We start from the raw sequence: 25,249 nt of genomic DNA on the forward strand, positions 1-25,249 counted from the left end.
CCACTGGCCCGGGGCCGCCAGGAATCGTCCGGCAGCCTCCCGGCGGACGGCGCGGGGCGGCCTTGCGGCGGGTCAGGTCGCCGACCGCACCAGCTTGGCGATGGCGAGCGGCGGACGGCCGGACTTCGCGGCGATCTCCCGATCCCTGCTCCTCGATGATCTGCCGCGCCGGCGCATCGCCGTCGAGGCCGTTGAGAGCCGCGCGGGGCACACGGCGGTTCGAGCGCCGGGACCCGTCCTCGTAGTAGACATCGAACAGGATGAAGCCGGTCTCCTGCGGCTTGGGCTTCTGCTTGGAACGCAACATGGGCTTCGTCTCTCGTCATGGAGCAAGGCGCGGCCGGCCATGAGGGGTGGCGGGGCGGCGCCGGGCACGGGCTGTCGGGGCCAGATGCGGATCGAAAGACCCCTCGCCGGCCCAGCGCCGGGAGTGCGGGTCGAGGCCCGGCGAAGGGTCGGGCCGGGAGCGGCGCTCTCGCGCGGATCGCCGCCTTTTACATGGCGCGCCTTCGCTCCGATTTCCAGCGGCCCGCCGTCACGTCAGGATCGCGCGGCGCGGCGGGCCGGCCCACCTCTGTCGCCCGGCCGCCACACCTGTGGCCCGCCTGCCGCGATGCGCGGCTTTGAGCCGCGCGCGTTAACCTCTTCGCAATTCCTCGCTGGCCCGGGCCGCGGCCCGATCCTATGACTTAAGGCCATCTGAGACCCGCGCCGGACGCCCGAATCAATTCAGCCGATGTCGGATTCTGACTCCTTTCTTCCCCCTGACCTCTCGGACCAGGAAGCGAAGCGCGCCGCTCTGACCTACGTGTCGGAAGCCTTCGCCGAGGGTTGCCTCGACGGCATCGACGGCGACTGCATGGCTCAGGCCGCGCTCTTCGCGGCCTTCCAGGAGTTGGTGCAGACCTACGGCGAGGAGGCGACCGCGCGCTATGCGGAAGGCTTCCCCGACCGCATCCGCAGCGGTGCCTATACGGTCAACCCCGTTCCCCGGCACTGAGCCCGCGCCCATGAGCCTCGCTTCCGTGCGCGCCTTCCTGGCCGAGCGCGCGCCCGACCTGCAGGTGATCGAGACCAAGGCGAGTTCGGCGACGGTCACCCTCGCGGCGGCAGCGCACGGCGTCGAGCCGGGCCGCATCGCCAAGACCCTGGCGCTGCGGGTCGGCGAGCACGTGCTCCTCGTCGTGACGCGCGGCGACGCGCGTCTCGACAACCGCAAGATGAAGGCTGCCTTTGGCGGGCGCGGGCGGATGCTCGATGCCGAGGAGACCGAGCGCGCGACCAGCCATCCGGTCGGCGGCGTCTGCCCCTTCGGCCTGCCGGCGCCGCTGCCGGTCTATTGCGACGTGTCGCTGCGCGCCTTCGACGAGGTCGTCCCGGCGGCAGGCTCCACGCACAGCTCCGTGCGGCTCTCCCCCGAGCGGATGGCCGCCCTCGTAGAGGCGGAGTGGGTTGATGTGTGCCAGCCGGTCGAGAGCATGGCGGAGACCGTCGTCGGCGCGTCGATCGATGACAGAGGCTTATCCCCGTCCCGGACACCGTGCGTGGAAGCCGCTGCGCTCCCCAATCGAGACTGACCTGCGCGGAAGCCGTGGTGTCATCCGCCCCGGTCGGTTCGGCCGGTAGTGAACTCGTGAAATCCGGTTGCTGGCGTCGCCATGCGGATGTCGGCTTCGCTCAAGGGGGCGCGGTGAGACGGTCTCCGCCCCTTCGCGCACCCTCTTGCATGTTTGACGGGCCGACCAGCGCACCAAGCTGTGAGGTGCGTCGCGGCCGGTGGCCACCGGCCGCGACGCGGGCGGCCGGGATCGATCTCCCTCTAGGATTGGCACCGTGGGAAAGCAGGATCCGGCCGCCCTCTGGCTCTTGTCCTGAACAGATGCTGGGGAGCAAGTCCCGTATGCAAGGCAAGGAAGTGTCCAAACAAGAGACCGCGGGCAAGTCTAGCGTGGGGATCGACGTCAGCAAGAGCTGGCTCGACGTCCACGTCCTCCCCTCCGGCCAAGCCCAGCGGTTCGCCAATACCGAGGTCGGCATCCGGCAGCTCAAGCGCTGGCTTGGGCGCTTTGCTCTGGGGCTGGTCGTGGTCGAGGCCACCGGCAAGTGGCACCGCCAGACCCGCCGCAGCCTGCATGCCTCGGGCCTGCCGGTCGCCGTCGTCGATCCGTTTCGGGTGCGCATGTTCGCCAAGGCGCAAGGCATCTGGGCCAAGACCGATCGGCTCGATGCCCGCGTGCTGGCGCAGTTTGCCGCGGTGATGGCCCCCCCGCAGCGCCCGCCGGCCTCGGACGCGCTCGAAGCGCTCCAGGAACTGGTCGCGGCCCGCGACAGCGCCGTGGCCGAACAAACCGCCCTCAAGAACCAGCTGGCCGCGGCCGCAAGCCCGTTCCTGATCCGCCAGCTCCAGGACCGTCTGGCCAGGATCGCCGCGGACATCGAGGCCCTTGCCGGCGAGATCCGCCGGCTCATCGCGGCCGATCCCGGACTGGCCCGGCGGCATGCCATCCTGGTCTCGATCCCCTCGATCGGGGACACGATCGCGGCCACCCTGGTGGCCAGCCTGGCCGAGCTGGGCACCTGCAGCAGCCGGCAGATCGGCCTGCTGGCGGGCCTGGCGCCGGTCGCCGACGATTCCGGCGCGCGCCAGGGCGTGCGGGTCATCTGGGGCGGCCGCCCGCCCGTGCGCCGCGTCCTCTACCTCGCGGCGCTCTCGGCCGCCCGCCACAACGCCGGCCTGAAAGCCTTCCACGAACGCCTGATCGCCAACGGCAAGAAGCCAAAGTGCGCCATCATCGCCGTGGCCCGCAAGCTCGCCGTGCTGGCCAACAGCCTCATCGCTCAGGACCGCCTCTGGACGCCAAATCAGCCCCAACAGGCTTGACGCCAAACACAGATGCTTTCCCGGACGTCTGCAGCGGCAGCGGAAGGAGATCCGGGACCAGCACGAGGGCGTGCCGCGAAGCGGCTCCGCATGCCAGCACTGTCGCTGAAAGCGGTCGCTGCGCGACGTCTTCTGCTGGGTCCCGGGTCGCGTTCCGCTGACGCTGCATGCGCCCGGGAAAGCGGACATCGTCGCGTGGGCTGACGCAGTCTCAATCGACCCTGAGACGCGTGGAAGCGGCCGCGCTCCTCAGCATACGGGGCCGGTGACAGGGTGCGGAAGCGCTCAGTCAGCCGGTTTCATCGGTCAGGGCCGGCATCCCCTCTCCGCACGAAAGAGAGGATGACCGCCCCCCGCTTCAGAGCCGCGCCTCCTCGAAGGCCCTCACCCATTCGGCGCAGATGCCTGAGCGGACGATGTCCTCAAGCCCGAACTCCACGATCGGGATCGGCATCAGCCGGCTCTTCACGAGATGGATCACGGTCCTGAGGCCCGAGGTCTCCCGCAGGTCCGTCTGGGACACGTCGCCGTTGATGATGACCTGGCAATCGTCGCCGATGCGGGTCAGGAACATCTTGATCTCGGACGGGGTGGTGTTCTGGGCCTCGTCGAGGATCACGAGGCAGTTCTTGAAGGTGCGGCCGCGCATGACCTCGAAGGGCACGATCTCGATGTCGCCGGCCTTGAGCGCGATGTCGAAGGCGCCCGCTCCCATGCGTTCCTTCATCGCTTCCGTGAGGGGAGCGACCCAGGGGGCGATCTTCTCGTCGAGGGTACCGGGAAAGTAGCCGAGGGAGCGGCCGGAGGGGACGTTGGGCCGCGTGATCACCACCTTGGCGATGCGGCGCTGCCGCAGGAGGTCGGCGGCGCGGGTGCCGGCGATGTAGGTCTTGCCGGTGCCGGCCGGCCCGAGAACGATCACTTGCGAATGGGAACCGAGGGCTTCGAGATATTCGGCCTGACGGGCCGTCATGGGTTGGATCGGCGGCGGATTACGCTCCTCCTCGAACCGGGTACGAGACATCCGGATCGGGCGGTCATCGACCAGTTCAAGTCGTGCGCGTCGTCTCTTCATAGATCAACACTCCCACTGGACTTGCGGTGCCGCTGTATCGTGTGCCCTCCTGTGTCCCCAGACCTCCTTCAGTGCCGTTCAACGACTCAAATCCGTGGGTTCGTACGAGTTCCACATCTGATCGACGCCAGCGGTGGACAAGTCCGCTTGCGCCTCCCGTAACGGTATGCCGACACGGGTCGACCAGCAATTCCCGCGCCGCAGCGCACAAGGCGCTTTTCGCAGTTGCCAAGATTAGCTGAGCGGCTGTGTCTCAAAACACACAGCGATGGCGACCGGGGAGCGTCCCAAAGGCGAGCCGTGGACCCTTGCGCGGTGCCCGGCCCGGATGACGACACCCTCACGATCGCGACCTCCGCTGCCACGACGCGGAGACAGGAGGCCCGAGCCGGCTCAGGCCGGCTGGACGAAACTGTCGAGAACCATCTTCCGGCCGGCCTTGTCGAAGTCAACGGTGAGCTTGTTGCCGTCGACCGCCGCCACGGAGCCCGGCCCGAATTTCGTGTGGAAGACGCGCGCTCCGGTTGCGTAATCCGACGCCGTCCCGGTGGATTTGGCCACCAGCGTGCCCTCGATCTGTTTCGGCCCGCTGCGGCTGCTCCGCGCACCGCCGCCGAACCGGTCCTGACCAGCGGTGTTCGCCTGCGCGCGCTGCCAGCCGGGCGTCGCATAGGAGGAGCCGAAGGGCGTCGGCTGCCGGTCGAAGCGCGAGGGGCCGTAGGAGAAGCTCGCCGGTGCCTCGATCACCTCGACGCTGCTCTCCGGCAACTCGTCGACGAACCGGCTCGGGATCGTCGAGGACCACAGGCCGTGGATGCGGCGGTTCACCGCGAAGGAGATCTTGGCACGCCTGCGGGCCCGCGTGAGGCCCACATGGGCGAGGCGCCGCTCCTCCTCCAGCCCCGCCCGGCCGCTCTCGTCGATGGCGCGCTGGTTGGGAAACAGCCCGTCCTCCCAGCCCGGCAGGAAGACCGTGTCGAATTCGAGCCCCTTGGCGGCGTGGAGCGTCATCAGGCTCACGCGCTCCCCGCCCTCGGCCTCGCTCGCATCCATCACCAGGGCGATGTGCTCCAGGAAGGCCGGCAGGTCGGGAAATTCTTCGAGGGAGCGCACCAGCTCCTTCAGGTTCTCCAGGCGGCCCGCCGCATCGGCGGTGCGCTCCTTCTGCCACATCTCGGTGTAGCCGGATTCCTCCAGGATGGTCTGGGCGACCTCCGCGTGGGGCTGGATCTCCAGGAGCTTGGCCCATCGCGAAAAGCTCTGCAGGAGGGCGCGCAGGGTGGAGCGGGGCTTGGGCTTCAGCTCCTCCGTCTCGACGATGAGGCAGGCTGCATGAAGAAGCGGCACGGATTGCCGCCGCGACAGGCTGTGGAGCGCCTGCAGGGTCGCGTCGCCGAGGCCGCGCTTGGGCGTGTTGATGATCCGCTCGAAGGCGAGGTCGTCGGCCGGGTTGGCGGTGAGGCGCAGATAGGCAAGCGCGTCGCGCACCTCCGCCCGCTCGTAGAAGCGGGGGCCGCCGATGACGCGGTAGGGCAGGCCGAGCTGGACGAAGCGGTCCTCGATCTCGCGCATCTGCGCGGAGATCCGCACCAGCACGGCGATCTGCGACAGGGCGTGGCCCCTGGCCTGCAGGCCCTCGATGGTCTCGCCGAGGAGCCGCGCCTCCTCCTCCGAATCCCAGGCCCCCGTCACGGTGACGCGCTCGCCGGCCCCCTCCTCGGTGCGCAGCGTCTTGCCGAGCCGGCCCTCGTTGCGGGCAATCAGCGTCGAGGCCGCGGCCAGGATGTGGCCCGTGGAGCGGTAGTTGCGCTCCAGCCGCACCACTACGGCTCCCGGGAAGTCGTGCTCGAAGCGCAGGATGTTGTCGACCTCGGCCCCGCGCCAGCCATAGATCGACTGGTCGTCATCGCCCACGCAGCAGACGTTGCGGCGCCCCTGCGCGAGCAGCCGCAGCCAGAGATACTGCGCGACGTTGGTGTCCTGGTACTCGTCGACGAGGATGTAGCGGAAGCGGTCCTGGTATCCCGTCAGCACGTCCGGGTTCTCGCGCCACAGCCTGAGGCACAGGAGCAGCAGGTCGCCGAAATCGACGGCGTTGAGGGTGGCGAGCCGCTCCTGGTAGGCGGCGTAGAGCTTCCCGCCCTTGCCGAAGCCGAAGGCGCCCGCCTCGCCGGCCGGCACCTGCTCGGGGGACAGGCCGCGGTTCTTCCAGCCATCGATCGCCTGGGCGAGGCTGCGGGCGGGCCAGCGCTTCTCGTCGACATTGGCGGCCTCGATCACCTGCTTGAGCAGGCGGAGCTGGTCGTCGGTGCCGAGGATGGTGAAGTCGGACTTGAGACCGACCAGCTCCGCATGACGGCGCAGGATCTTGGTGCCGATGGCGTGGAAGGTGCCGAGCCAGGGCATGCCCTCGCCGGCCGAGCCGATCAGCGCGCCGATGCGCTCCTTCATCTCCCGGGCGGCCTTGTTGGTGAAGGTCACGGCCAGGATGTCGAAGGGCCGGGCGCGGCCGATGGCGATCAGATGCGCGATGCGGGTGGTGAGCACCCGCGTCTTGCCGGTCCCCGCGCCCGCCAGCACGAGGACGGGCCCCTCCGTCGCCTCCACGGCGCGACGCTGCTCCGCGTTCAGTCCTTCGAGATAGGCTGCGCTCGGGGGCGCCACGGCGGCCCGGGCGCGGGCGGCGATCGAAGTGGGGACGGGCGCCTCGGCCCCGGCGGCTTCGCGAGTCATGGCGCCATCACTGGACCAAAACGCGAACGGCGTCGAGGGTTCGCGGGCCAGTGGCGGAGAGCCGCAGGGCTGCCGGCGCAGGAACCTGGCGGCGGCCCGGAGCGTCCCCATCTGATGATGGTAAGCCTTCTGCCCGCCGGAGTTCCCATGCCTGCCCGCGCCCTTCTGATCCTTGCCGCCGCCATCGCGGCGGGCCCCGCCCTCGCCCAGAGCCAACGCACGACGAGCCGCGCCGAGCGCACGGTCGAGGGCCTCAACAACTCGATGAACACGCGCAGTGACCTGCGCGACATCCAGCAGCAGAACCGCTTCGAGACGAACCAGCTGCAGGGCCAGATCCGGCGCAACGAGACCCTGCCCCCTCCGCCGGTCACGCCGAGCATCATCGGCCGGCCGCGGTAGGGGGCGTGGCGCCGGCCGTGAACCTGCGGCCGCCGAAAGAAGTGTGGGTCCTGCCGGAACCGCGGGATCCCCTCTCCCGTGCGGGAGAGGGGCAGGGGTGAGGGTTCCGGACCCTTCAGAATAAAACCGAGACGGTGGTGCTGGCAGCGGGACGGCTCCGTCGTCTTGCTGAACCACCTGGACCCTCACGCGCGATCTTCGATCGCCTGCCCCTCTCCCGCACGGGAGAGGGGATCCCGCGGTTCCCGCGCTTCACGGGTTCTTCACGCCGCGCCCGGAACCTCGAAGGTCACGAAATCCGGCTTCGCCACCCGCACGGAGAGCCCGCCCGCCTCGACCCTCTCGCCGGCCGCGACGGCATCCGCCAGGCGGTCGAGGCGCAGCAGCCCGAGGCCCCGGTCGCCCGCGGCGCTCCCGGTCTGCCCGAGCGCGCGGGCGCCGGCCGTGACCGGCGTTCCGGCCGGGACGGCGGCGCCCGGATACAGCAGCGGCACGACGCGGGTCCGCGCGGTGCCGCGATGCTGCATGCGCGACACCACCTCCTGGCCCACGTAGCAGCCCTTGCGGAAATCGACGCCGCCGAGCTGGTCCATCAGCGCCTCGTGCGGAAAGGCGTCGCCCAGGGCGAAATCGGCGCCGCTCTCCGGCACTCCGAGGGCGATCCGGTGCGCCTGGAACGCCTCCGGCGTGGCATCGACGGCCGGCTCTCCCCCCTCGGGCGCGTAGAGCCGCCAGCCGAGCGCCGGCAGGCGCCCATCCCGCAGCCAGGACCCCTCCGGCTCCGCGCCCCAGGCGGCGAAGACCCGAAGCGGCGTCTGCGCGAACGCAACCCTGGCACGCAGCCGATAGAGCGTGAGCCGCCGCATCAGGTCCGGCAGCACGGCACGCGGCGCATCGAGATGGAAGCCGTCCCCGGCGCGGCTGAGCAGGAAGTCGAACAGGATTTTTCCCTGCGGTGCCAGCAGCGCCCCGAGCCGCGCCTCGTCGGGCGGCAAGGTTTCGACGTTGCAGGTGATGAGGCCCTGGAGAAACCCGGGCGCGTCGTCTCCGGTCAGGGCCAGGACGGCGCGGTCCGTCAGGGAAGCGATGGGCATCGGCACCAAGATCCTTCTCGTCCGGACGGCCCGGCTTGAACCTCCGGCGGGGCTGACATAAGCCGCCGGTCGGCCGCTCTCAATCGGCCTTGCGCCGAGCGTGGCCCTTGCCAAGGGAATGCCGCCATGAGCCAGAGTTTCGACCTCCTCCTGCGCGGCGGCACCGTCGTGAACCACGACGGGATCGGCCCGGCCGATCTCGGCGTGCGGGACGGCCGCATCGCCGCCATCGGCGACCTCTCGCGGGCCTCGGCCGGCCGGGTGCAGGATTGCGGGGGCCTCCACCTGCTGCCCGGAATCATCGACAGCCAGGTCCACTTCCGCGAGCCGGGGCTCGACCACAAGGAGGATCTGGAGACGGGCTCGCGCGCGGCCGTGATGGGCGGCGTCACCACGGTGTTCGAGATGCCGAACACCAACCCGCAGACCACGAGTCCCGAGACGCTCGCCGACAAGGTCCGCCGCGCCCATCACCGCATGCATTGCGACTTCGCCTTCTGGGTCGGGGGCACGCACGAGAATGCGGCCGAGGTCGCGGAGCTCGAGCGTCTGCCGGGTGCGGCGGGCATCAAGGTGTTCATCGGCTCCTCGACGGGCTCGCTCCTCGTCGAGGACGATGCGGGCCTCGCCGAGATCCTGAAGCGCATCCGCCGCCGCGCGGCCTTCCATGCGGAGGACGAGGCGATGCTGCGCGAGCGCAAGGGCCTGCGGGTGCCGGGCGATCCCTCCTCGCATCCGGTCTGGCGCTCGCCCGAGGCGGCCCTGAAGGCGACGGAGCGGCTGGTGCGCATCGCCCGCGAGACCGGCGCGCGCATCCACGTGCTGCACATCTCGACCGCGGAGGAGATGCGCTTCCTCGCCGCCCACAAGGACGTGGCGACGGTGGAGGTGACGCCCCACCACCTGACCCTCGACGGGACGGAAGCCTATCGGCGCCTCGGCACGCTGGTGCAGATGAACCCGCCGGTGCGCGACGCCGCCCACCGCGACGGGCTGTGGTGGGGGCTGTCGCAGGGCGTCGCCGACGTGCTCGGCTCCGACCACGCGCCCCATACGCGGGAGGAGAAGGCGAAGCCCTATCCGGACTCGCCCTCCGGCATGACCGGCGTGCAGACCCTGGTGCCGATCATGCTCGACCACGTGGCGGCGGGCCGGCTGAGCCTGGCGCGCCTCGTCGACCTCACCAGCGCCGGCCCCAAACGCGCCTTCGGGCTCGCCCGCAAGGGGCGCCTCGCGATAGGCTACGACGCGGACGTGACGGTGGTCGACCTGAAGCGGCGGGAGACCATCACGGATGCCTGGATCGCCTCCCGCTGCGGCTGGACGCCCTATGACGGGACGACCGTGACGGGCTGGCCCATCGGCACGGTGGTGCGCGGGCATGTGGTGATGTGGGAAGGGAGCCTCGATGCACCCGCGCGCGGCGAGGCGGCGCGGTTCGAGGAGGCCTTTCCGGCGCGCGGCTGAGGCTTTCAGGGCGAGCCGCGGGCAGCACCGGAACCCCTCTCCCGAGTGGAAGAGGGGCTGGCGATCGAAGATCGCGCGTGAGGGTGCTACGCGTCAGAACAAAGCACTGAGCGTTCCGCGGGTTAGCGGCACGGTTCAGGCTTCTTGGCTAGCACCGTCTCCACCCTCACCCCTGCCCCTCTCCCACTCGGGAGAGGGGTTCTGCGGTCTGCGCGGCCTGCACCTCGCGCAGAACGAAGACCCGGATCGCCGAGGACAGGTTCTGCTCGGCCCGGCCGGCATCGATCCGGCCGATCAGGGCCTGGACCGAGAGCCCGCGCGCAGCGGCGAGCTGCTGGAGGGCCTCCCAGAAGGGTCCCTCCAGCGAGACGCTGGTGCGGTGGCCGGCGATCATCACGGAGCGCTTGCGCAGCCCCTCGGGCGCGCCGGTCATTCGGACGGGCCGGATCCCTCGAGGCGGTGGCCCTCGTGGCGCGCAGTCTCGATCGCCTGCCTCGCCTCCGCCAGGGTCCTGGTCTTCCTGGGCCGGCCGAAGGCGGCCCGGTTCTCGGCCGCCGCCGCCTCCTTGGCCTGCCGTGCCTTGGCCTTGCGGGCCTGGCGCAGGTTGACGATCTCGGCCATGGGCCTACTCCGCGCTGGGCGCCAGCATCGTCTCCGGCCGCACCACGGCATCGAACTGCTCGGCCGTGACGTAGCCGAGCCGCAGCGCCTCCTCCTTGAGTGTGGTGCCGTTCTTGTGTGCGGTCTTGGCGATCTCGGCGGCCTTGTCGTAGCCGATCGTCGGCGCCAGCGCCGTCACCAGCATGAGCGAGCGGCTCATCAGGTCGGCGATGCGGTCGTGATTCGGCTTGATGCCGACGACGCAGTTATCGGCGAAGCTCACCGCCGCGTCGGCGAGGAGCCGCACCGACTGCAGCACCGCGTTGGCGATGACCGGCTTGAAAACGTTGAGCTCGAAATGGCCCTGGCTGCCGGCCACCGACACGGTCGTGCCGTTGCCGATCACCTGGGCGCAGACCATGGTCATGGCCTCCGCCTGGGTCGGGTTGACCTTGCCGGGCATAATCGAGGAGCCGGGCTCGTTCTCGGGCAGCGAGATCTCGCCGAGGCCCGAGCGGGGGCCGGACCCCATCAGGCGGATGTCGTTGGCGATCTTGAACAGACCGCTCGCGAGGCTGGTGAGCGCGCCCTGCGCGAAGACCAGGGCGTCGTGGCTGGCCAGGGCCTCGAACTTGTTGTCGGCCGAGGTGAAGGGCAGCCCGGTCAGCTCCGCCACCTTGGCGGCGAAGCGCGTGGCGAATTCCGGATGGGCGTTGAGGCCGGTGCCGACCGCGGTGCCGCCCTGGGCCAGCGCCAGCACGCCGGGCAGCGTCGCGCCGACCCGCGAGCCGCCGAGGGCCACCTGCGCGGCATACCCTGAGAATTCCTGGCCGAGCGTGACCGGCGTGGCGTCCTGCAGGTGCGTGCGGCCGATCTTGACGATCTCGGCGAATTCCCGGGCCTTGGCGTCGAGGGCGGCGTACAGGTGCTGCAGGGCCGGCATCAGCCGGTCGTTGATCTCGCGGGCCACCGCGATGTGCATCGCGGTCGGGAAGGTGTCGTTGGAGGATTGGCCGCGATTGACGTGGTCGTTCGGGTGCACGGGCGACTTGCCGCCGCGCTGGCCGCCGAGCCGCTCGTTGGCGAGGCTCGCGATCACCTCGTTGGCATTCATGTTCGACTGGGTGCCCGACCCGGTCTGCCAGACCACCAGCGGGAATTCGCCGTCGTGGCGGCCCTCGACGACCTCGGCCGCGGCCGCCGCGATGGCGTCGGCGAGAAGCGGCTCCAGCACGCCGAGGTCGCGGTTCACGAGGGCGGCGGCCTGCTTCACGAGGCCGAGCGCATGGACGAGCGGCGCCGGCATGCGCTCCGTGCCGATGCGGAAATTCTGGATCGAACGCTGGGTCTGCGCGCCCCAGTAGCGGTCCGCCGGGACTTCGATCGGCCCGAACGTGTCGGATTCCGTGCGGGTGGCTTTCTCGGTCGGCGACATCATGGCCTCTTTGGCGGTTCGAATCGGCGCCTACTTAAGCCAAAGGCGGGCGTTGCGCGATGCCGGATCGGCGCCAGCGCGCCCGCGGCATTACAGGAGACCCGTTCTGTCAGACGCTGCGGTCGCGGCTCGCCCCGCTCAATCCCCCTTCCGGCCGGCCGTGCCGCGCCCGCGCACGGAGCCGATGGACCTGTTCGCCTTCCTGCGCGCCGCGCGGGCGAACCCGCTCACGACCTGGTTCCGGGAGCATTTCGAGCACCTGATCGTGGCGGGCGACGGAGCGCTCGGGCGCGTGACGGTGGTGAGCGATCCCGCCGCCATCCGGCACATCCTGGTCGACAACGCCGCGAACTACCGCAAGGACGACCTGCAGCGCCGGGTGCTGGCGCCGGGGCTCGGCAACGGGCTGCTCACGGCCGAAGGCGAGGAATGGCGGCTGCAGCGGCGCACCCTCGCCCCGATCTTCTCGCCGCGCCACGTGGCGGGGTTTCAGGCGCCGATGTCCGAGGCCGCCGACCGCCTCGCCGGGCGGCTCGCCCGGCGCAGCGGCCAGACGGTGGACGTGGCGCTGGAGATGACCCGCGTCACCCTCGACGTGCTGGAGCGGACGATCTTCACGCACGGGCTGCCGCGGAAGCCCGAAGCGCTCGGGCGCGCGATGACGAGCTACTTCGAGGCGCTCGGGCCCATCGATCCCCTCGACGTGTTCGGGCTGCCGGATTGGGTGCCGCGGATCGGCCGCATCCGGGCGCGGCCGGCCCTGCGCTTCTTCGCCGAGATCGTGGACGAGCTGATCGCGCGCCGCCGGGCCCTGCTCGCCGGGGGCGAGGCGCCGCACGACGTGCTGACGCTGCTCCTGCGGGCGCAGGATCCGGAGACCGGCCGCGGCCTCTCCGACCTGGAGGTGAGGGCGAACATCGTCACCTTCATCGGGGCGGGCCACGAGACCACCGCCAATGCGCTGACCTGGACGCTCTATTGCCTGTCGCAGGACGAGGCGGCGCGCGAGCGTGCCGAGGCCGAGATCGACGCGGCCTTCGCAGGCGATCCGGCGCCCTGCAGCGAGGCCCTCCCCTTCACGCGGGCCGCGCTGGAGGAGGCGATCCGGCTGTTTCCGCCCGTGCCGCTGATGAGCCGGCAGGCCCTCGCGGAGGACCGGCTCGGGCGCATCAAGATCCCGCGCGGCTCGCTGGTGACGATCGCTCCTTACGTCCTGCACCGGCATCGGCGCCTGTGGCAGGATCCGGATGCCTTCGTGCCCGAGCGGTTCCTGCCGGAGAACCGCGCGCGCATCGACCGCTTCGCCTATCTGCCCTTCGGGGCCGGGCCGCGGGTCTGCATCGGGATGAGCTTCTCGCTGATGGAGGCGACGCTGGTGCTGGCGCATCTCATGCGGGCCGTGCGCCTGGACCGCTCGCCGGGGGCCGGGCCGGTGGTGCCGCTGCACCGGGTGACGCTGCGGCCCCGGGATGGGCTGCGGATGCGGGTGACGCGCCGCGCAGCCGCTCCACCGGAGTAATACGGTTTCCGGTTGATCCGTTCGGAGACGAGTCCACACAGGAACCCCTCTCCCACTCGGGAGAGGGGTTCCCCGCACGTTGCAAAGGACAGTCAGCTCTTCTTGCGGAAGGCGTCGAGGCTCACCACGGAAGCGCCGCTCTCGGACGCCGCGGGCTCCTCGGCCGCGGGCTTCGACGGCGTCTTGGCCGCATCCTTGGCCGCGTCCTTGGCGGCGGGCTTCGCCTCGGCCTTGTCGGCGCCTGGCACCACCTTCGGCACGCCCGCGAGCGCCGGCACCTTCGGAGCCGCCTCGCTCGGCTCGGAGCCGGCGCCGCGGATCGCCCGCAGGCCCGCCCCGGTCGGAGTCGCGGCCTCGTCGCCCGCCTGGCCGTCGCCGAGCTCGAACTTCAGGCCGAACTGGACGGAGGGATCGAAGAAGCCCGTCACCGCCTCGAACGGCACCAGCAGCCGCTCGGGCACGCCCGAGAAGGACAGGCCGACCTCGAAGGCGTGCTCGGTGACGCCGAGGTCCCAGAACTGATGCTGCAGGACGATCGTCATGTCCTGCGGGTATTTCTCGCGCAGGCGCTGCGAGATCCGCACGCCCGGATAATCGGTCCGGAACGACACGTAGAAGTGATGCTCGCCCGCCAGTCCCTCGCGGGCCGCATCGCCGAGAACCTTGCGCACCACGCTGCGCAGGGCGTCCTGCACCAGGAGATCGTAGCGAATCAGATCGTCTGCCATCGGCGGTCGCTTACCCGGTGCCGCATCCATCGGCGCATCGAGGGAGGAAAGTGGAGGCTTCTGTTGCCAGGTGCCTCCGAACCCCGCCTATGCGATGCTAACCGCTAGGACTTTGATTGGTTTTGGGGACCGCTTACGCGGCCACCGCCACCGGAGCATAGTTGTCGTTGGCAACTATTGCATTGGCCCGATAACGGCGGAACCATGCCGAGCGAAAGTCCAACCTTTACGCCCTCGTCGATCCTATTTCGCCCCCGCCGAAGCCCAACCCGCCTCATGCCGGCTGGGCTTGGGTGGAGGCGCCGGGTACCGCCCCCGGGTCCGATAGGTTTATTGCGAAGAACGTTTATCGCCATAGCCGACCTCGCGGCCGGCCCACCGAATATAGAGGCACGCGCGCCGGTTTTGAAGCCCATCGATCGCCCTTCCCTGCCTCCTGTGGCCGATCCGCCGCCGATGCGCGCCTGGATCCGGGCGTGCCGCGTCGCGGGGCTCGCCTTACGCCCGCCGCTCTTCCTCGCGGCGGCGGGCCTCCTCGCCTTCGCGCTGGTGGCGGGCGCGGCCCGGGCGCTGCGGGCGCACGACCTCTCGGTCTGGGGGTTTCCCTTCGCGGGATTCGGCGAGGCCGACCGCTATGCCCTGACCTTCGCGGTGGCGCCCCTGCCGATCCTCACCGGGCTGGTGATCTGGCGGGCGCGGGCCCGCTACGGCCGAGCCTGGCCGGCCGCCCTCGGCCTCGTGCCGCCCCGGCCCGGCCCGGCCCTGCCCGCCACGATCCTGCTCTGGCCGGCCTTCCAGATCGGCTGGGTCTCGGGGCTCGCGGCCCTATCCGGCGAGCTGCCCGCCGCCGTGTTCCGGCTGCCGCCGGCCCTTGACGGCGCCGCTTTCGCGGTCTGGGTCGCATGGCTCGTGCTGCTCGCCCCGCTCGCCGAGGAATTGCTGTTCCGGGGCGACCTCTTCGCCCGCGCCCGGGGCGTTCTCGCCCCCGGAACCACTGTCCTGCTGAGCGCCGGGCTCTTCTCCTTAAGCCATGCGCTCGGCCCCGCGACCCGCCCCTTGAGCGTGCTCCCGCTCGGCCTCGCCCTCGGCCTCCTGCGGGTGCATACCGGCAGCCTCTTCGCCTGCATGGCCCTCCACGCGGCCAATAACGGCGCGCTGGTGCTGGTGATGCTTGCTTTCGAGGGGGCCTGAGGACCCAGGCCGGTCCAGGGGCGCACCCCCTTTGAAAGCTGGGGAGCACCCGCACGGGCGCTGCCGGCGGCGCCCGGATGCGCTATCGTCCATGCCCCCTCGGAGGACGAATGCCATGCGCGCCTATCACGACCTGCTCCGGCGCATCCTCGACGACGGCGTCGCGAAGCACGACCGCACCGGCACCGGGACGCTCTCGGTCTTCGGCCACCAGATGCGCTTCGACCTCGCGGAGGGCTTCCCGCTCGTCACGACGAAGCGGCTGCACCTCAAGTCGATCATCCACGAGCTGCTGTGGTTCCTCGCGGGAGACACCAACGTCGCCTACCTGCAGTCGAACGGCGTGACGATCTGGGACGAGTGGGCGGACGAGCACGGCGATCTCGGCCCGGTCTACGGCAGGCAGTGGCGCTCCTGGGCGAAGCCCGACGGGGGCAGCGTCGACCAGATCGCCTGGGTGCTCGACGAGATCCGGCGCAACCCGGATTCGCGCCGCCTCGTCGTGTCGGCCTGGAACCCGGCCGATCTCGACCGCATGGCCCTCGCACCCTGCCACTGCCTGTTCCAGTTCTACATCGCGGAAAGGCGCCTCTCCTGCCAGCTCTACCAGCGCTCGGCGGATGCCTTCCTCGGCGTGCCCTTCAACATCGCCTCCTACGCCCTGCTCACCGCCATGATGGCGCATGTGCTCGACCTGGAGCCCGGCGATTTCGTGCACACGCTCGGCGATGCGCATCTCTACTCCAACCACGTCGCGCAGGCCCGCCAGCAGCTCGCCCGCGACGAGCGCCCGCTGCCGCGCCTGCGCCTCAACCCGGAGGTGCGCTCGCTGTTCGACTTCCGGTACGACGACGTGGTGATCGAGGGCTACGACCCGCACCCCGCGATCCGCGCGCCGGTGGCGGTCTAGAGCGCTCCCCGTCGAAGTGGATGCCGGTTCGGCGCAAGGGAGCGCGTCACATCAAAGGCTTAGAGCCGTGGCCGTTTCAACCGAAACGGGCGCGGCTCTAGGAGAGCGGAGAGCATCGTCTGCGACGAAGCGGATCCCGGTTCGTCGCAGACGATGCGGCAAGCTCGAACACCGAAACCGACTCCGTCCACTCCGCTCTCGAGGCCCGCCGGCCCCGTCCCGGACGACCGGGGCAGACGGATCCGTCCCGCCCGAGACCACCACGAGCCACGCCATGCCCACCATCACCTTGATCGCCGCCGTGGCGAAGAACCGCGTGATCGGCCGCGACAACGATCTCGCATGGCGCCTGCGGAGCGACCTCAGGCACTTCCGCGCCCTCACGATGGGAAAGCCGGTCGTGATGGGCCGCCGGACCTGGGACTCGATCGGCCGGCCGCTGCCCGGCCGGCGGGTGATCGTCATGACCCGCAACCCCGGCTGGTCGGCCCCCGGCGTGGAGAGCGCCGCCGACTGGCCGGCGGTGCTGGCGCGGACGGAAGGAGCCGACGAGATCATGGTGGCGGGCGGCGCCGAGATCTTCGCCCTGACGCTCCCCCAGGCCGACCGCCTGCATCTCACCGAGGTCGAGGCGGCGCCCGAGGGCGACACCCTGTTCCCGGAGATCCCGCCCGGCGCCTTCCGGGAGGTCGCCAGCGAGTCGCACCCGGCCGGGCCCGACGACGAGCATGCCTTCCGGTTCGTGACGCTTTTGCGTAACGTATGAGGCCCGCCCGGCCATCCGTGGTGATGGGTGCGGCGATGAACCCCCTCGGTCTTAAGCCGAAGCCTGAGGGTAGCCCGGTCGGCAGAGGTTGCTTTCGCGCCAAGCCCAGCCGATATCGCAGCGGTGACAGCTTCCGAAACCAACTCAGATGCCGCGCGGGTCGCGACAGCGAGAGGCGTGCCGGCCGGGAAAGGAATTGGGCAAGCATGCCTTGGAGTAATCAGAGCGGCGGCGGCGGGAGCGGCAACGGGGGAGGTCCCTGGGGCCGGCCCGGCGGCAATGGTGGCGGCCCCTGGGGCGGCGGGTCCGGCGGCAATCAGCCGCCGGATCTGGAGGATCTCCTGCGCCGCGGGCAGGACCGGCTGCGGACCCTGATGCCGGGCGGCGGCTCGGTCGGCGGCCGCGGCGTGGTGCTGGCGGTGCTGATCGTGGCGGCGCTCTGGCTGCTCACCGGCTTCTACACGGTCGCGCCCAACCAGGTCGGCATCAACACCGTGTTCGGGCGCTATACCGGACAGGTCGGCGAGGGCCTGCGCTACAACTTCCCCTACCCTGTCGGGGCGGTGGTCAAGCCGAATGTGGGGCAGGTCAACAGCATCCAGATCGGCTACCGCTCCGGATCCGGCACCGGCCCGCAGCGCATGCGCGATGTGCCGGAAGAGAGCCTGATGCTCACCGGCGACGACAACATCGTCGACATCGATTTCGACGTGCAGTGGCGCGTGAACCCGGCCAAGGCCGAGGAATTCGTGTTCAACCTGCAGAACCCGGAGGGCACCATCAAGGCCGTGGCCGAGAGCGCCATGCGCGAGGTGGTGGGCCGGCGCAAGATCCAGGCGATCCTGACCACCGAGCAGACCAGCGTCGCCCAGGAGGTGCAGGAGATCATCCAGAGAGCCCTCGATTCCTATGGGGCGGGCGTGCTGATCAACGTGGTGCAGCTGCAGGGCGTGAGCCCGCCGCAGGAGGTCCGCCAGGCCTTCATCGACGTCAACGCCGCGCAGCAGGACGCCGAGCGCGCCCGCAACGAGGCCCGCACCTATGCGAGCCGCGTGGTGCCGCAGGCGGAGGGCCGCGCCTCGCAGATGATCCAGCAGGCCGAGGGCTACAAGGCTCAGGCCACCGCCGAGGCGACCGGTCAGGCGGCCCGGTTCCGCGAGGTCTACGAATCCTACAAGCTCGCCCCGGCGGTCAGCCGGGAACGCATGTTCCTCGACACGATGGAGAAGGTTCTGGGCGGCGTGAACAAGGTGATCGTGGACCAGCCCGGAACCGGCGCGTCCTCCGGCACCGCCGCGGGGGTGATCCCGGTCCTGCCGCTCAGCGAGTTCGGCGCGGCCCGTCCGGGCGCCCAGCCCCAGGGAGCGGCCCGATGAACGGCAACGCCCTTCGCACGGCCATCATCGGCCTCGCGGCGGTCGCCGCGCTCCTCCTCTACGCCTCGGCCTTCACGGTCAGCCAGACCCAGCAGGCGCTCGTACTGCAGTTCGGGCGGGTGCGGACGGTCCTGAACCAGGCCGGCACCGACAAGCCGGGCCTCTACTTCAAGATCCCGTTCTTCGAGACCGTGGTCCTGTTCGAGAAGCGGCTGCTCGACCTCGACCTGCCGGTGCAGACCGTGCTCTCGGCGGACCGGCAGAACCTGGAGGTCGACGCCTTCGCCCGCTACAAGATCAGCGACCCGCTGCGCTTCTACCAGGCGGTCAACAACATCGCGGTGGCCAACCAGCGCCTGTCGAGCTTCACCAATGCGGCCACCCGCAACGTGCTCGCCAGCGCCTCGCGGGACGCCATCGTGCGCACCCAGCGCGAGGCGCTGATGAACCGCATCCAGGACGACGTGAACCGGCAGGCGAAGAATCTCGGCATCGAGATCATCGACCTCAGGCTCACCCGGGTCGACCTGCCGGCGGCGAACAGCCAGGCGGTCTACGGCCGGATGCAGACCGAGCGCCAGCGGGAGGCGGCGGACCTGCGGGCGAATGGCGAGCGGGATGCCGCCACCATCCGGGCGCGGGCCGACCGCGACGTGACGGTGCTCATCGCCGAGGCGAACCAGAAGGCCGACCAGCTGCGCGGCGAGGGCGACGCCGACCGCAACCGCATCCTCGCCAGTGCCTTCGGCCAGGACCCGGACTTCTTCGCCTTCTACCGGTCGATGCAGGCCTACGAGAAGGGGCTGACGGGGACCGAGACGCGCCTCGTGATCGGCCCCGGCTCGGACTTCTTCCGCTACTTCAACGACCCGCAGGGACGACCCCGTCCGGCCGCCGCGGCGCCCGGCGCCCCGGCGAACGGCCCGTAGGGACGAGGCGCCGTGCCGTGTCCTCCGCGTGGGCGGGCTTGAGCCCGTGCGCGACCTCGTCGCCGCGCTCGGGCTTGCGCTCGCCATCGAGGGTCTGCTCTGCGCAGCCTTTCCGCGCGCCATGCGGCGGGCGATGCTGGAAGCGGCCCACACGCCGACGGAGCGGATGCGCCTCGTCGGCGTCGTCTCGGCGGTCGCGGGCGTGATCGTGGTCGGGGTGGTGCGCCTGCTCCTTCGTTAGACACGATGCCCTTGATCCGGCCGCGGCGACCACGATCTAAGGGGTCCGCCAGGGGCCGCGCTCGCGCTTTCCGGAGATCGGCCGATCTGGCAGCATTGCTCCGCCATAAGCCGATCGAACGAGGTTCCCGATGCCTGCTGCCGAGACCGCGCCCGCGCGCCGATCCCCAGCGTTCGCGAAACGGCGGCTGCCGGCGCTCGCGGGCGCATTCCTCGCGCTCTCGGTCGGGACCGCGATCCTGCCGGGCGCGGCCATCGCGAAGGGGCCCGCCTCGCTCGCCGACCTCGCCGAGCAGGTGACGGACGCGGTGGTGAACATCTCGGCCTCCACCACGGTGGAGACCCGTGGCCGGACCCTGCCGCAGCTGCCCCCGGGCACCCCCTTCGAGGACCTGTTCGAGGATTTCTTCAACCGGCGTCAGGGCGACCAGCCGCGGGCGCCGCGCCGGTCGAACTCGCTCGGCTCCGGCTTCATCATCGACGCTTCGGGCATCGTGGTGACCAACAACCACGTCATCGGGGACGCCAACGACATCCAGGTGATCCTGCATGACGGCCGCAAGCTGAAGGCGGAGATCGTCGGCAAGGATTCCAAGACCGACATCGCCGTGCTGAGAGTGAAGCCCGACACGGACCGCCCGCTCAAGGCGGTGCCACTCGGCGACTCGGACAAGATGCGGCCGGGCGACTGGGTGATCGCGATCGGCAACCCGTTCGGCCTCGGCGGCTCGGTCTCGGCCGGCATCGTCTCGGCGCGGGGCCGCAACATCGAGTCCGGCCCCTACGACAACTACATCCAGACCGACGCGGCCATCAACAAGGGCAATTCGGGCGGCCCGCTGTTCAACATGGACGGCGAGGTGATCGGCATCAACACGGCGATCCTGTCGCCCACCGGCGGCTCGGTCGGCATCGGCTTCGCGGTCCCGACCGCGACGGCCGCGCCGGTGATCGAGCAGCTCCGCCAGTACGGCGAGACCCGGCGCGGCTGGCTCGGCGTGCGCATCCAGAACGTCGACGACACCACCGCGGAGGCGCTCGGCCTCAAGGGTGGGGCCCGCGGCGCGCTGATCGCGGGGGTCGACGAGAAGGGCCCGGCCAAGGCCGCCGGCTTCGAGGTCGGCGACGTGATCGTCAAGTTCAACGGCATCGACGTGAAGTCGTCGAGCGACCTGCCCCGCATCGTGGCGGCGACGCCGGTCGGCAAGACCGTCGACGTGATCACGGTGCGCAAGGGCCAGGAGCAGAACCGCCCGGTCACCCTCGGCCGCCTGGAGGACAACGACAAGGCCCAGCCCGCCGCCCTCAACCGGCCGCAGCCCGAGGCCGACGTCACCCGCCAAGCGCTGGGCCTCAACCTGTCCGGCCTCTCCGACGAGGTGCGCCGGCGCTTCAACATCAAGGACGGCGTGAAGGGCGTCGTCGTCACCCGGGTCGATCCGAACTCGACCGCCGCCGACAAGCGCATCCAGCCCGGCGACATCATCGTCGAGGTCGGCCAGGAGCCTGTGAACTCTCCCACGGACGTCACCCGCCGCATCGACCAGATCAAGAAGGAGGGCCGCAAGTCCGCGCTTCTGCTCGTGTCGAACGCGCAGGGCGAGGTGCGCTTCGTGGCGCTGAGCCTGGAATAGGCGGCCCGCCGAAACCAGCCCGTGAGACGGATCTCCGAATGGATCGTCCGGAGACCGGATCAGAGATCCCCGAATGCGGGCTGGGAACGGTCCTCGATCGAAAACTCGCGATCTGAGGATGCGGCACGCCGCATGGCGCCTCCGCGTCATCTATCAGGGTCGGCTCGGCCGGAGGGAGCCAAGGCCGCCCATCCCTGTTCTGGAAGACGATCGTGGAGGCCAGAACGGCCCTCATGCTGAGGCGCCGACGATCAAAGATTGCGCAGCTTTCCCGGACGACTGCAGCGGCAGCGGAATGCGACCCGGGACCAGCACAGGAAGTCGCGCAGCGCCCGCTTGTCAGCCACGGTGGAGGCAACCGGAGCCGCTTCGCGGCAACTCACCGTGCTGGGTCCCGGATCTCCTTCCGCTGGCGCTGCAGTCGTCCGGGAAAGAAGGAGCGGGAAAGGACGGAGAAATCCAGGAAGGGCAGAGAACCATCCGCCTGAGCAAAACCGACATCCGCATGGCAAAGCCATACATCGGATGCCGGATGAATTCAGGCCGGAGCGGAGCACAACTCCGCGCCGCGGAGGCTTGGTGATACGGTCTGAACCGAGCGCCCGGGTATCGGATCACTGGCTGGTTTCGGCCGGCTGCATCTCGCGAGCCTTGGCGGCTTCCGCCTCGGCCCGGCGACGTGCCTCCTCCACAGCCCGGCGGTGCGCCTCCTCCGCGGCGCGGGCCGCCTCCTCCGCCTTCGCCTTCTCCTCGGCCTGACGGCGGGCCCATTCGGCCTCGGCGGCGGCCCGGAAGCGGTCCATCTCCAGGCGGCTCTGGCGCCGGGCCCGTTCGTTGCGGTCGGCCTCGAAGGTCTCAATCTTGTCGAGCTCGCGCTGCAGCACCACGGCGGCCAGGGCAGTCGTGAGGGTCGTCACGTCGATCTCGCGGGCGGGATGCGCGAACGGACCTGCGAGCGCGAGGGCAAGCATCGGCGCCGGTGCCGTCCAGGCCCGCGGCGTCCGCTCGGCCGTGAGGGTGCCCCGGACGTCGAGGCGCAGCGCCCGCAGGTCGACCTGCACCAGTCCGCTCCAGGCGGACGGGCCGAAGTCGAGGGAGACGGTGCTCGTGCGCAGCACCCCGCCGACGAGCGCGGCCGGGATCGTGAGCGGCCCTGCGATCCGCAAGGGCCCGCGGCCGAACTCCTCCGACACGACCTGCTCGACATACCCTGAGCGCAGCGGATCCTCCTCGGCGAGCAGGCGCGCGAGGGCGCGCTCGACCGCCACCGGGTCGATCTCGCGCAGGGTCAGGTCGGAGAGACCGATTTCGCCGCTCCCGGCGAGGTTTCCGACGAGCGCCGCCACGCTGTCCCCGGCCGCGCCGAAGCGCAGGCGGCCGGAGAGACGGCCGCGCACGGCCTCGCCGCCGGTGAGCGCCGAGATGGCGAGGTCGCTGAGCGACGCCTCGCCCGAGACGGTGGCCTGGTTGCCCTGGCGCGCCAGGGTGATGCCGCCGGAGAGCCGCCCTCCCGCCAGCCCGCCGTCGAACCGGCGCAGCGAGAGTCCCTCGGGACCGAGAGCGAGGTCGAACCGGGCCGCCTCGGCCGCGAGCCCGCGCCCGAGATCGAAGTGCTGGACCATCGTGGCGATGCTGCCGCGCAGCCCCGTCGCCAATGCCGGCCCGAAGCGCCGGCTCGGCCAAGTCTCGGCGGTCGCGGTCGGCACATCGAGCATCAGCGCCGCGGCGAGCCAGGGCAGCGAGAGCCGGTCGAGCCGCGCGGTGCCGGAGAGGGCTCCCTCGGCCGACCACCGGAGCGTCGCCGCCACGGGGCTGCCGAGGATGGTGCCTTCGAGCGCGAAGCGCGGCCCCTCGCCCTCGCGGCCGAGACCGACCGTCAGCCGGGCCGGCACCGGGCCGGCGGGCACCGCGCTGCGGCTGAGGAAGCCCGCGAGCGGGCGCAGGTCCGGGCTGTCGACGCCGATCTCGCCCTCCTGCGGCAGAGCGGCAGCCTCGTCGAGGAGAAGCGGGCGCGCGGTGGTGATCCGGGCCCCCGCGAGATCGCCCGCGAGGGTGACCGCGAGCGGCGCGCCGGGATCGCCTCCCCGGCGCCCGCTCACCCGCAGGGAGGCGGGCATGGCCAGGGCCGGATCGTCCGGCCGGCCGAGCCAGAGGCCCGAGCGGACGCGGTCGAGCCGCGCCTCCAGGCTGTCGATGCGGCCCGCATTGGTCACCAGGGAGAGGCCGAGCCGGCCGCCGGCCGCCTCGCCCCGCGCGTGGCTGCGCAGGCGCCCGGCCTCGACGGCCCCGGGATCGCGCTCCAGGGTGACGTCGAGGGCGAGCGGCCCGTCGCGCAGGAAGCCGGGGACGAGCCGCGCCTCCGCGACGAGGTTGCGCTCCAGGAGGTCGATCAGCGGTGCCGCCACCGGCGCGGTGACCCGGCCGGCGATGCGGCCCGAGCCGTCCGCGGCGATGCGCCCCGAGAGGCTCGCCTGCGCGCCCGCGAGCCCCTTCACCTCCAGGCTGTCGACCCGCAGCGCCGGCCCTTCCGATTGCAGGCTCGCGGCGATCTCGCCCGTGCGCGGGCCGCCCGCGCCGTAGCGCAGGTCGCGAGCCCGCAGGGTCAGGCCGAGATCGTGGTCGTGCAGCGTCTCGAACAGGCCGCGCATCGGCGGCAGCTCGGCGAGGTCGAGCCCGTCCGCCACGACCTGGGCATCGAGCCGCGGGCGCGCCGTGTCGCCGCTGGCCGGGCTATAGCGGGCGCTGCCGGTGATGCGGGCCTCGCCGAGCGCCACGCGGGCATTGCGGAGGGAGAGGACCGGCAGGGCGGCGGTGACGTCCGCCGCGGCCTCGAAGGGCCGCCCGTCGAGGAGCCGCAGCAGGGGGCTGCCGAGGCCGAGCCGGTTGAGGAGGCGGGCGAGGCGGTCGGAGGCCGCAGCCTTGACCGAGAGCCGGCCCGCGAAACTGCCGGGCCCGGAGAGATCGCCATCGAGGGCGAGGCGGACGCCGCCCGGGGCTGTCGCCTCGAACCGGTGCAGGGTCAGGGCGCCGGAGGGCCGCAGGATCGCCGCCGTCGAGATGCCCGACCATTCCCCGAGGGCGAGCGCCGCGCTGTCCACCGAGAGGTCGATGGCGATAGTCCCCGGGAGCGGCGGACCGAAGGCCCCGAATCCGCGGGCGACGAGGGCCTGTCCGGACGGCGAGGCCAGGAAGGCGTCGAGGTCGAGCCGGCGGGCATCGAGGGCGAGCGCCGCATTCAGGCTCGGCAGATCGAGGGTGCCGCGGCCGCTGAGGCGCAAGGGTGCGCCGCCCCCTTCGACCTCGAGCGTGAGCCCCTCGAAGGCCGCGACCCGCCCCCGCGCCTTGAAGGAGCCCTGGAGGGAGAAGGGCGTCATCGGACCGGCCGCCTGGGCGCCCTCGGGGCGCGGGGGCGGGCCGACGACGAGCCGGGCGGTGCCGGTCGCCTCGGGCGCGAAGCCGCGCGCCGGATCGCCCGCGAGGCTGACGCGGGCGTCGATCTCGAGCTTCGGCGCCGTGTCGCCGCCGGCAGTCACCTTCACGGGCACGGCGCCCACGGCGGTGGGGGCGCCGGTGACGAGGCGGAACGGCAGGGCGCCGGCATCGCCCTCGACCCGCCAGGGGCCCGCGAGGCGCGGCGCGGCGAGGCGGACGGATTCGGCGTAGAACTGGTCGGTGCGCCCGGTCGCCGGCACCAGGGTGGTGAAGAGCAGCTGCGACACCCGCAGATCCTCGACCGCGAGGTCGCGCCCGCCGAGCGCGGCGCCGAAATCCGGCGGCACGATCAGGGCGCCGCCCTCCGTCACCGGCACCGTCACCTCGGCGCGGCCGATCTTCGTCTCGGTGAAGCGGATCTCGCCGGACAGGAGCGGCGTCAGCGCGATCTCGGCCTTGACGAAACGGGCATCGAGGGCCGGGCGGCCCGGCCGCCCGAGCACCAGATGGTCGATCCGCAGGCGCGGCGAGGGCAGGAACCGGATCTCCAGCCGGCCGTCGCTGCGCGCCTCGACGCCGAGGGACCGGGCGAGCGCCGCATCCACCGCGGCCCGCTGTCCTTCCCAGTTGACGAAAGGCGGCACGACGAGCGCCGCGACCAGGATGAGGATGACGAGGCCCGCCAGGGCGGTCAGGATGTCGCGCACCGAAAGCCCTTCTCCGTCCCGTCCGCCGGGGCTCCCCCTCCCGAACCGCGCGGCCGCCCGAGGCCATACGGTCCTGACAGGGCTAGCATATCGGCTCGTTCGCCGCGGCCCAATCCGCAACCCTCCGCTG

The 25,249-nt window shown here is 71.2% G+C and carries 20 protein-coding genes, 1 other RNA gene and 2 pseudogenes; 13 read left to right on the top strand and 10 right to left on the bottom strand.

Annotated features, from left to right (window positions below; translation table 11 throughout):
* Positions 1-72: 72 nt before the first annotated feature.
* Positions 73-307, bottom strand: a pseudogene (locus MNOD_RS03320) (hypothetical protein).
* Positions 308-736: 429 nt separating this feature from the next.
* Between MNOD_RS03320 and MNOD_RS03325 the strand changes: the two are divergent.
* From MNOD_RS03325 to MNOD_RS03335, 3 genes and pseudogenes are all read left to right on the top strand, one after another.
* Positions 737-1,000, top strand: coding sequence for a hypothetical protein (locus tag MNOD_RS03325; protein WP_015927422.1), 264 nt, complete (start codon positions 737-739; stop codon positions 998-1,000).
* Positions 1,001-1,010: 10 nt separating this feature from the next.
* Positions 1,011-1,466, top strand: a pseudogene (locus MNOD_RS03330) (YbaK/EbsC family protein); the annotation flags it as partial.
* A 434-nt stretch (positions 1,467-1,900) separates the two neighbouring features.
* Positions 1,901-2,881 carry an IS110-like element ISMno29 family transposase gene (locus MNOD_RS03335; protein ID WP_015927424.1) on the top strand — a complete coding sequence of 327 codons (981 nt, stop codon included), beginning with the start codon at positions 1,901-1,903 and terminating at the stop codon, positions 2,879-2,881.
* Positions 2,882-3,239: 358 nt separating this feature from the next.
* On the opposite strand, the gene MNOD_RS03340 is transcribed toward MNOD_RS03335, so the two are convergent.
* Positions 3,240-3,956 (bottom strand): PhoH family protein, encoded by a 717-nt coding sequence (locus MNOD_RS03340; protein WP_015927425.1) that lies wholly within the window; start codon positions 3,954-3,956, stop codon positions 3,240-3,242.
* 393 nt (positions 3,957-4,349) lie between these two features.
* Positions 4,350-6,689 (bottom strand): ATP-dependent helicase, encoded by a 2,340-nt coding sequence (locus MNOD_RS03345; protein ID WP_043747959.1) that lies wholly within the window; start codon positions 6,687-6,689, stop codon positions 4,350-4,352.
* A gap of 147 nt (positions 6,690-6,836) precedes the next feature.
* On the opposite strand from MNOD_RS03345, the gene MNOD_RS03350 reads away from it, so the two are divergent.
* On the top strand, positions 6,837-7,091 hold the full coding sequence (locus MNOD_RS03350; RefSeq protein ID WP_015927427.1) for a hypothetical protein: 255 nt from the start codon (positions 6,837-6,839) through the stop codon (positions 7,089-7,091).
* Between the two features lie 263 nt (positions 7,092-7,354).
* Here MNOD_RS03350 and ygfZ read toward each other — a convergent pair whose 3' ends face one another.
* On the bottom strand, positions 7,355-8,185 hold the full coding sequence (ygfZ, locus tag MNOD_RS03355; protein ID WP_015927428.1) for a CAF17-like 4Fe-4S cluster assembly/insertion protein YgfZ: 831 nt from the start codon (positions 8,183-8,185) through the stop codon (positions 7,355-7,357).
* A gap of 126 nt (positions 8,186-8,311) precedes the next feature.
* Here ygfZ and MNOD_RS03360 point away from each other — a divergent pair, with 126 nt between their 5' ends.
* On the top strand, positions 8,312-9,652 hold the full coding sequence (locus MNOD_RS03360) for a dihydroorotase (RefSeq protein ID WP_015927429.1): 1,341 nt from the start codon (positions 8,312-8,314) through the stop codon (positions 9,650-9,652).
* 166 nt (positions 9,653-9,818) lie between these two features.
* Here the strand turns inward: MNOD_RS03360 and MNOD_RS03365 are convergent, their stop codons facing one another.
* Genes MNOD_RS03365 through fumC form a run of 3 tightly spaced genes read right to left on the bottom strand, consistent with a single transcriptional unit; the run spans position 9,819 to position 11,687 of the window.
* Entirely contained in the window at positions 9,819-10,085 is a 267-nt protein-coding gene (locus tag MNOD_RS03365; protein WP_015927430.1) for a ribbon-helix-helix domain-containing protein, read from the bottom strand.
* Positions 10,082-10,273 carry a DUF4169 family protein gene (locus tag MNOD_RS03370; RefSeq protein ID WP_015927431.1) on the bottom strand — a complete coding sequence of 64 codons (192 nt, stop codon included), beginning with the start codon at positions 10,271-10,273 and terminating at the stop codon, positions 10,082-10,084. The genes MNOD_RS03365 and MNOD_RS03370 overlap by 4 nt, the downstream gene beginning before the upstream one ends.
* A gap of 4 nt (positions 10,274-10,277) precedes the next feature.
* Positions 10,278-11,687, bottom strand: a complete 1,410-nt coding sequence (gene fumC / locus MNOD_RS03375; protein ID WP_015927432.1) for a class II fumarate hydratase — start codon at positions 11,685-11,687, stop codon at positions 10,278-10,280.
* 184 nt (positions 11,688-11,871) lie between these two features.
* On the opposite strand from fumC, the gene MNOD_RS03380 reads away from it, so the two are divergent.
* Positions 11,872-13,206 carry a cytochrome P450 gene (locus MNOD_RS03380; RefSeq protein WP_157091372.1) on the top strand — a complete coding sequence of 445 codons (1,335 nt, stop codon included), beginning with the start codon at positions 11,872-11,874 and terminating at the stop codon, positions 13,204-13,206.
* 92 nt (positions 13,207-13,298) lie between these two features.
* On the opposite strand, the gene MNOD_RS03385 is transcribed toward MNOD_RS03380, so the two are convergent.
* Together MNOD_RS03385 and ssrA are read right to left on the bottom strand one after the other, a co-directional pair.
* The gene (locus MNOD_RS03385; RefSeq protein ID WP_015927434.1) at positions 13,299-13,934 is read right to left on the bottom strand and encodes an SspB family protein; all 636 of its coding nucleotides are present in this window, start codon (positions 13,932-13,934) and stop codon (positions 13,299-13,301) included.
* Positions 13,935-13,983: 49 nt separating this feature from the next.
* Positions 13,984-14,348, bottom strand: a transfer-messenger RNA (tmRNA) gene (gene ssrA / locus MNOD_RS42330).
* 42 nt (positions 14,349-14,390) lie between these two features.
* On the opposite strand from ssrA, the gene MNOD_RS03390 reads away from it, so the two are divergent.
* The 7 genes from MNOD_RS03390 (at position 14,391) to MNOD_RS03420 (ending at position 20,980) form a co-directional block, all read left to right on the top strand.
* Entirely contained in the window at positions 14,391-15,125 is a 735-nt protein-coding gene (locus MNOD_RS03390; RefSeq protein ID WP_015927435.1) for a CPBP family intramembrane glutamic endopeptidase, read from the top strand.
* 115 nt (positions 15,126-15,240) lie between these two features.
* Positions 15,241-16,035 (top strand): thymidylate synthase, encoded by a 795-nt coding sequence (locus MNOD_RS03395; RefSeq protein ID WP_015927436.1) that lies wholly within the window; start codon positions 15,241-15,243, stop codon positions 16,033-16,035.
* Between the two features lie 274 nt (positions 16,036-16,309).
* Positions 16,310-16,801, top strand: coding sequence for a dihydrofolate reductase (locus tag MNOD_RS03400; protein ID WP_015927437.1), 492 nt, complete (start codon positions 16,310-16,312; stop codon positions 16,799-16,801).
* 206 nt (positions 16,802-17,007) lie between these two features.
* Positions 17,008-18,177, top strand: a complete 1,170-nt coding sequence (gene hflK, locus MNOD_RS03405; protein WP_015927438.1) for an FtsH protease activity modulator HflK — start codon at positions 17,008-17,010, stop codon at positions 18,175-18,177.
* Positions 18,174-19,106 carry a protease modulator HflC gene (gene hflC / locus MNOD_RS03410; protein ID WP_015927439.1) on the top strand — a complete coding sequence of 311 codons (933 nt, stop codon included), beginning with the start codon at positions 18,174-18,176 and terminating at the stop codon, positions 19,104-19,106. Before hflK ends, hflC begins: the two co-directional genes overlap by 4 nt.
* Positions 19,107-19,152: 46 nt before the next feature.
* A complete protein-coding gene (locus MNOD_RS03415) occupies positions 19,153-19,347 on the top strand; it encodes a DUF2065 family protein (protein ID WP_015927440.1) in 195 nt (64 codons plus the stop codon).
* Positions 19,348-19,477: 130 nt separating this feature from the next.
* Positions 19,478-20,980, top strand: a complete 1,503-nt coding sequence (locus tag MNOD_RS03420) for a DegQ family serine endoprotease (RefSeq protein ID WP_015927441.1) — start codon at positions 19,478-19,480, stop codon at positions 20,978-20,980.
* 614 nt (positions 20,981-21,594) lie between these two features.
* Here MNOD_RS03420 and MNOD_RS03425 read toward each other — a convergent pair.
* Positions 21,595-25,119 (bottom strand): AsmA-like C-terminal region-containing protein, encoded by a 3,525-nt coding sequence (locus tag MNOD_RS03425; protein ID WP_015927442.1) that lies wholly within the window; start codon positions 25,117-25,119, stop codon positions 21,595-21,597.
* Positions 25,120-25,249 lie beyond the last annotated feature (130 nt).

This window comes from Methylobacterium nodulans ORS 2060, from assembly GCF_000022085.1.
Classification (GTDB): Bacteria; Pseudomonadota; Alphaproteobacteria; order Rhizobiales; family Beijerinckiaceae; genus Methylobacterium; species Methylobacterium nodulans.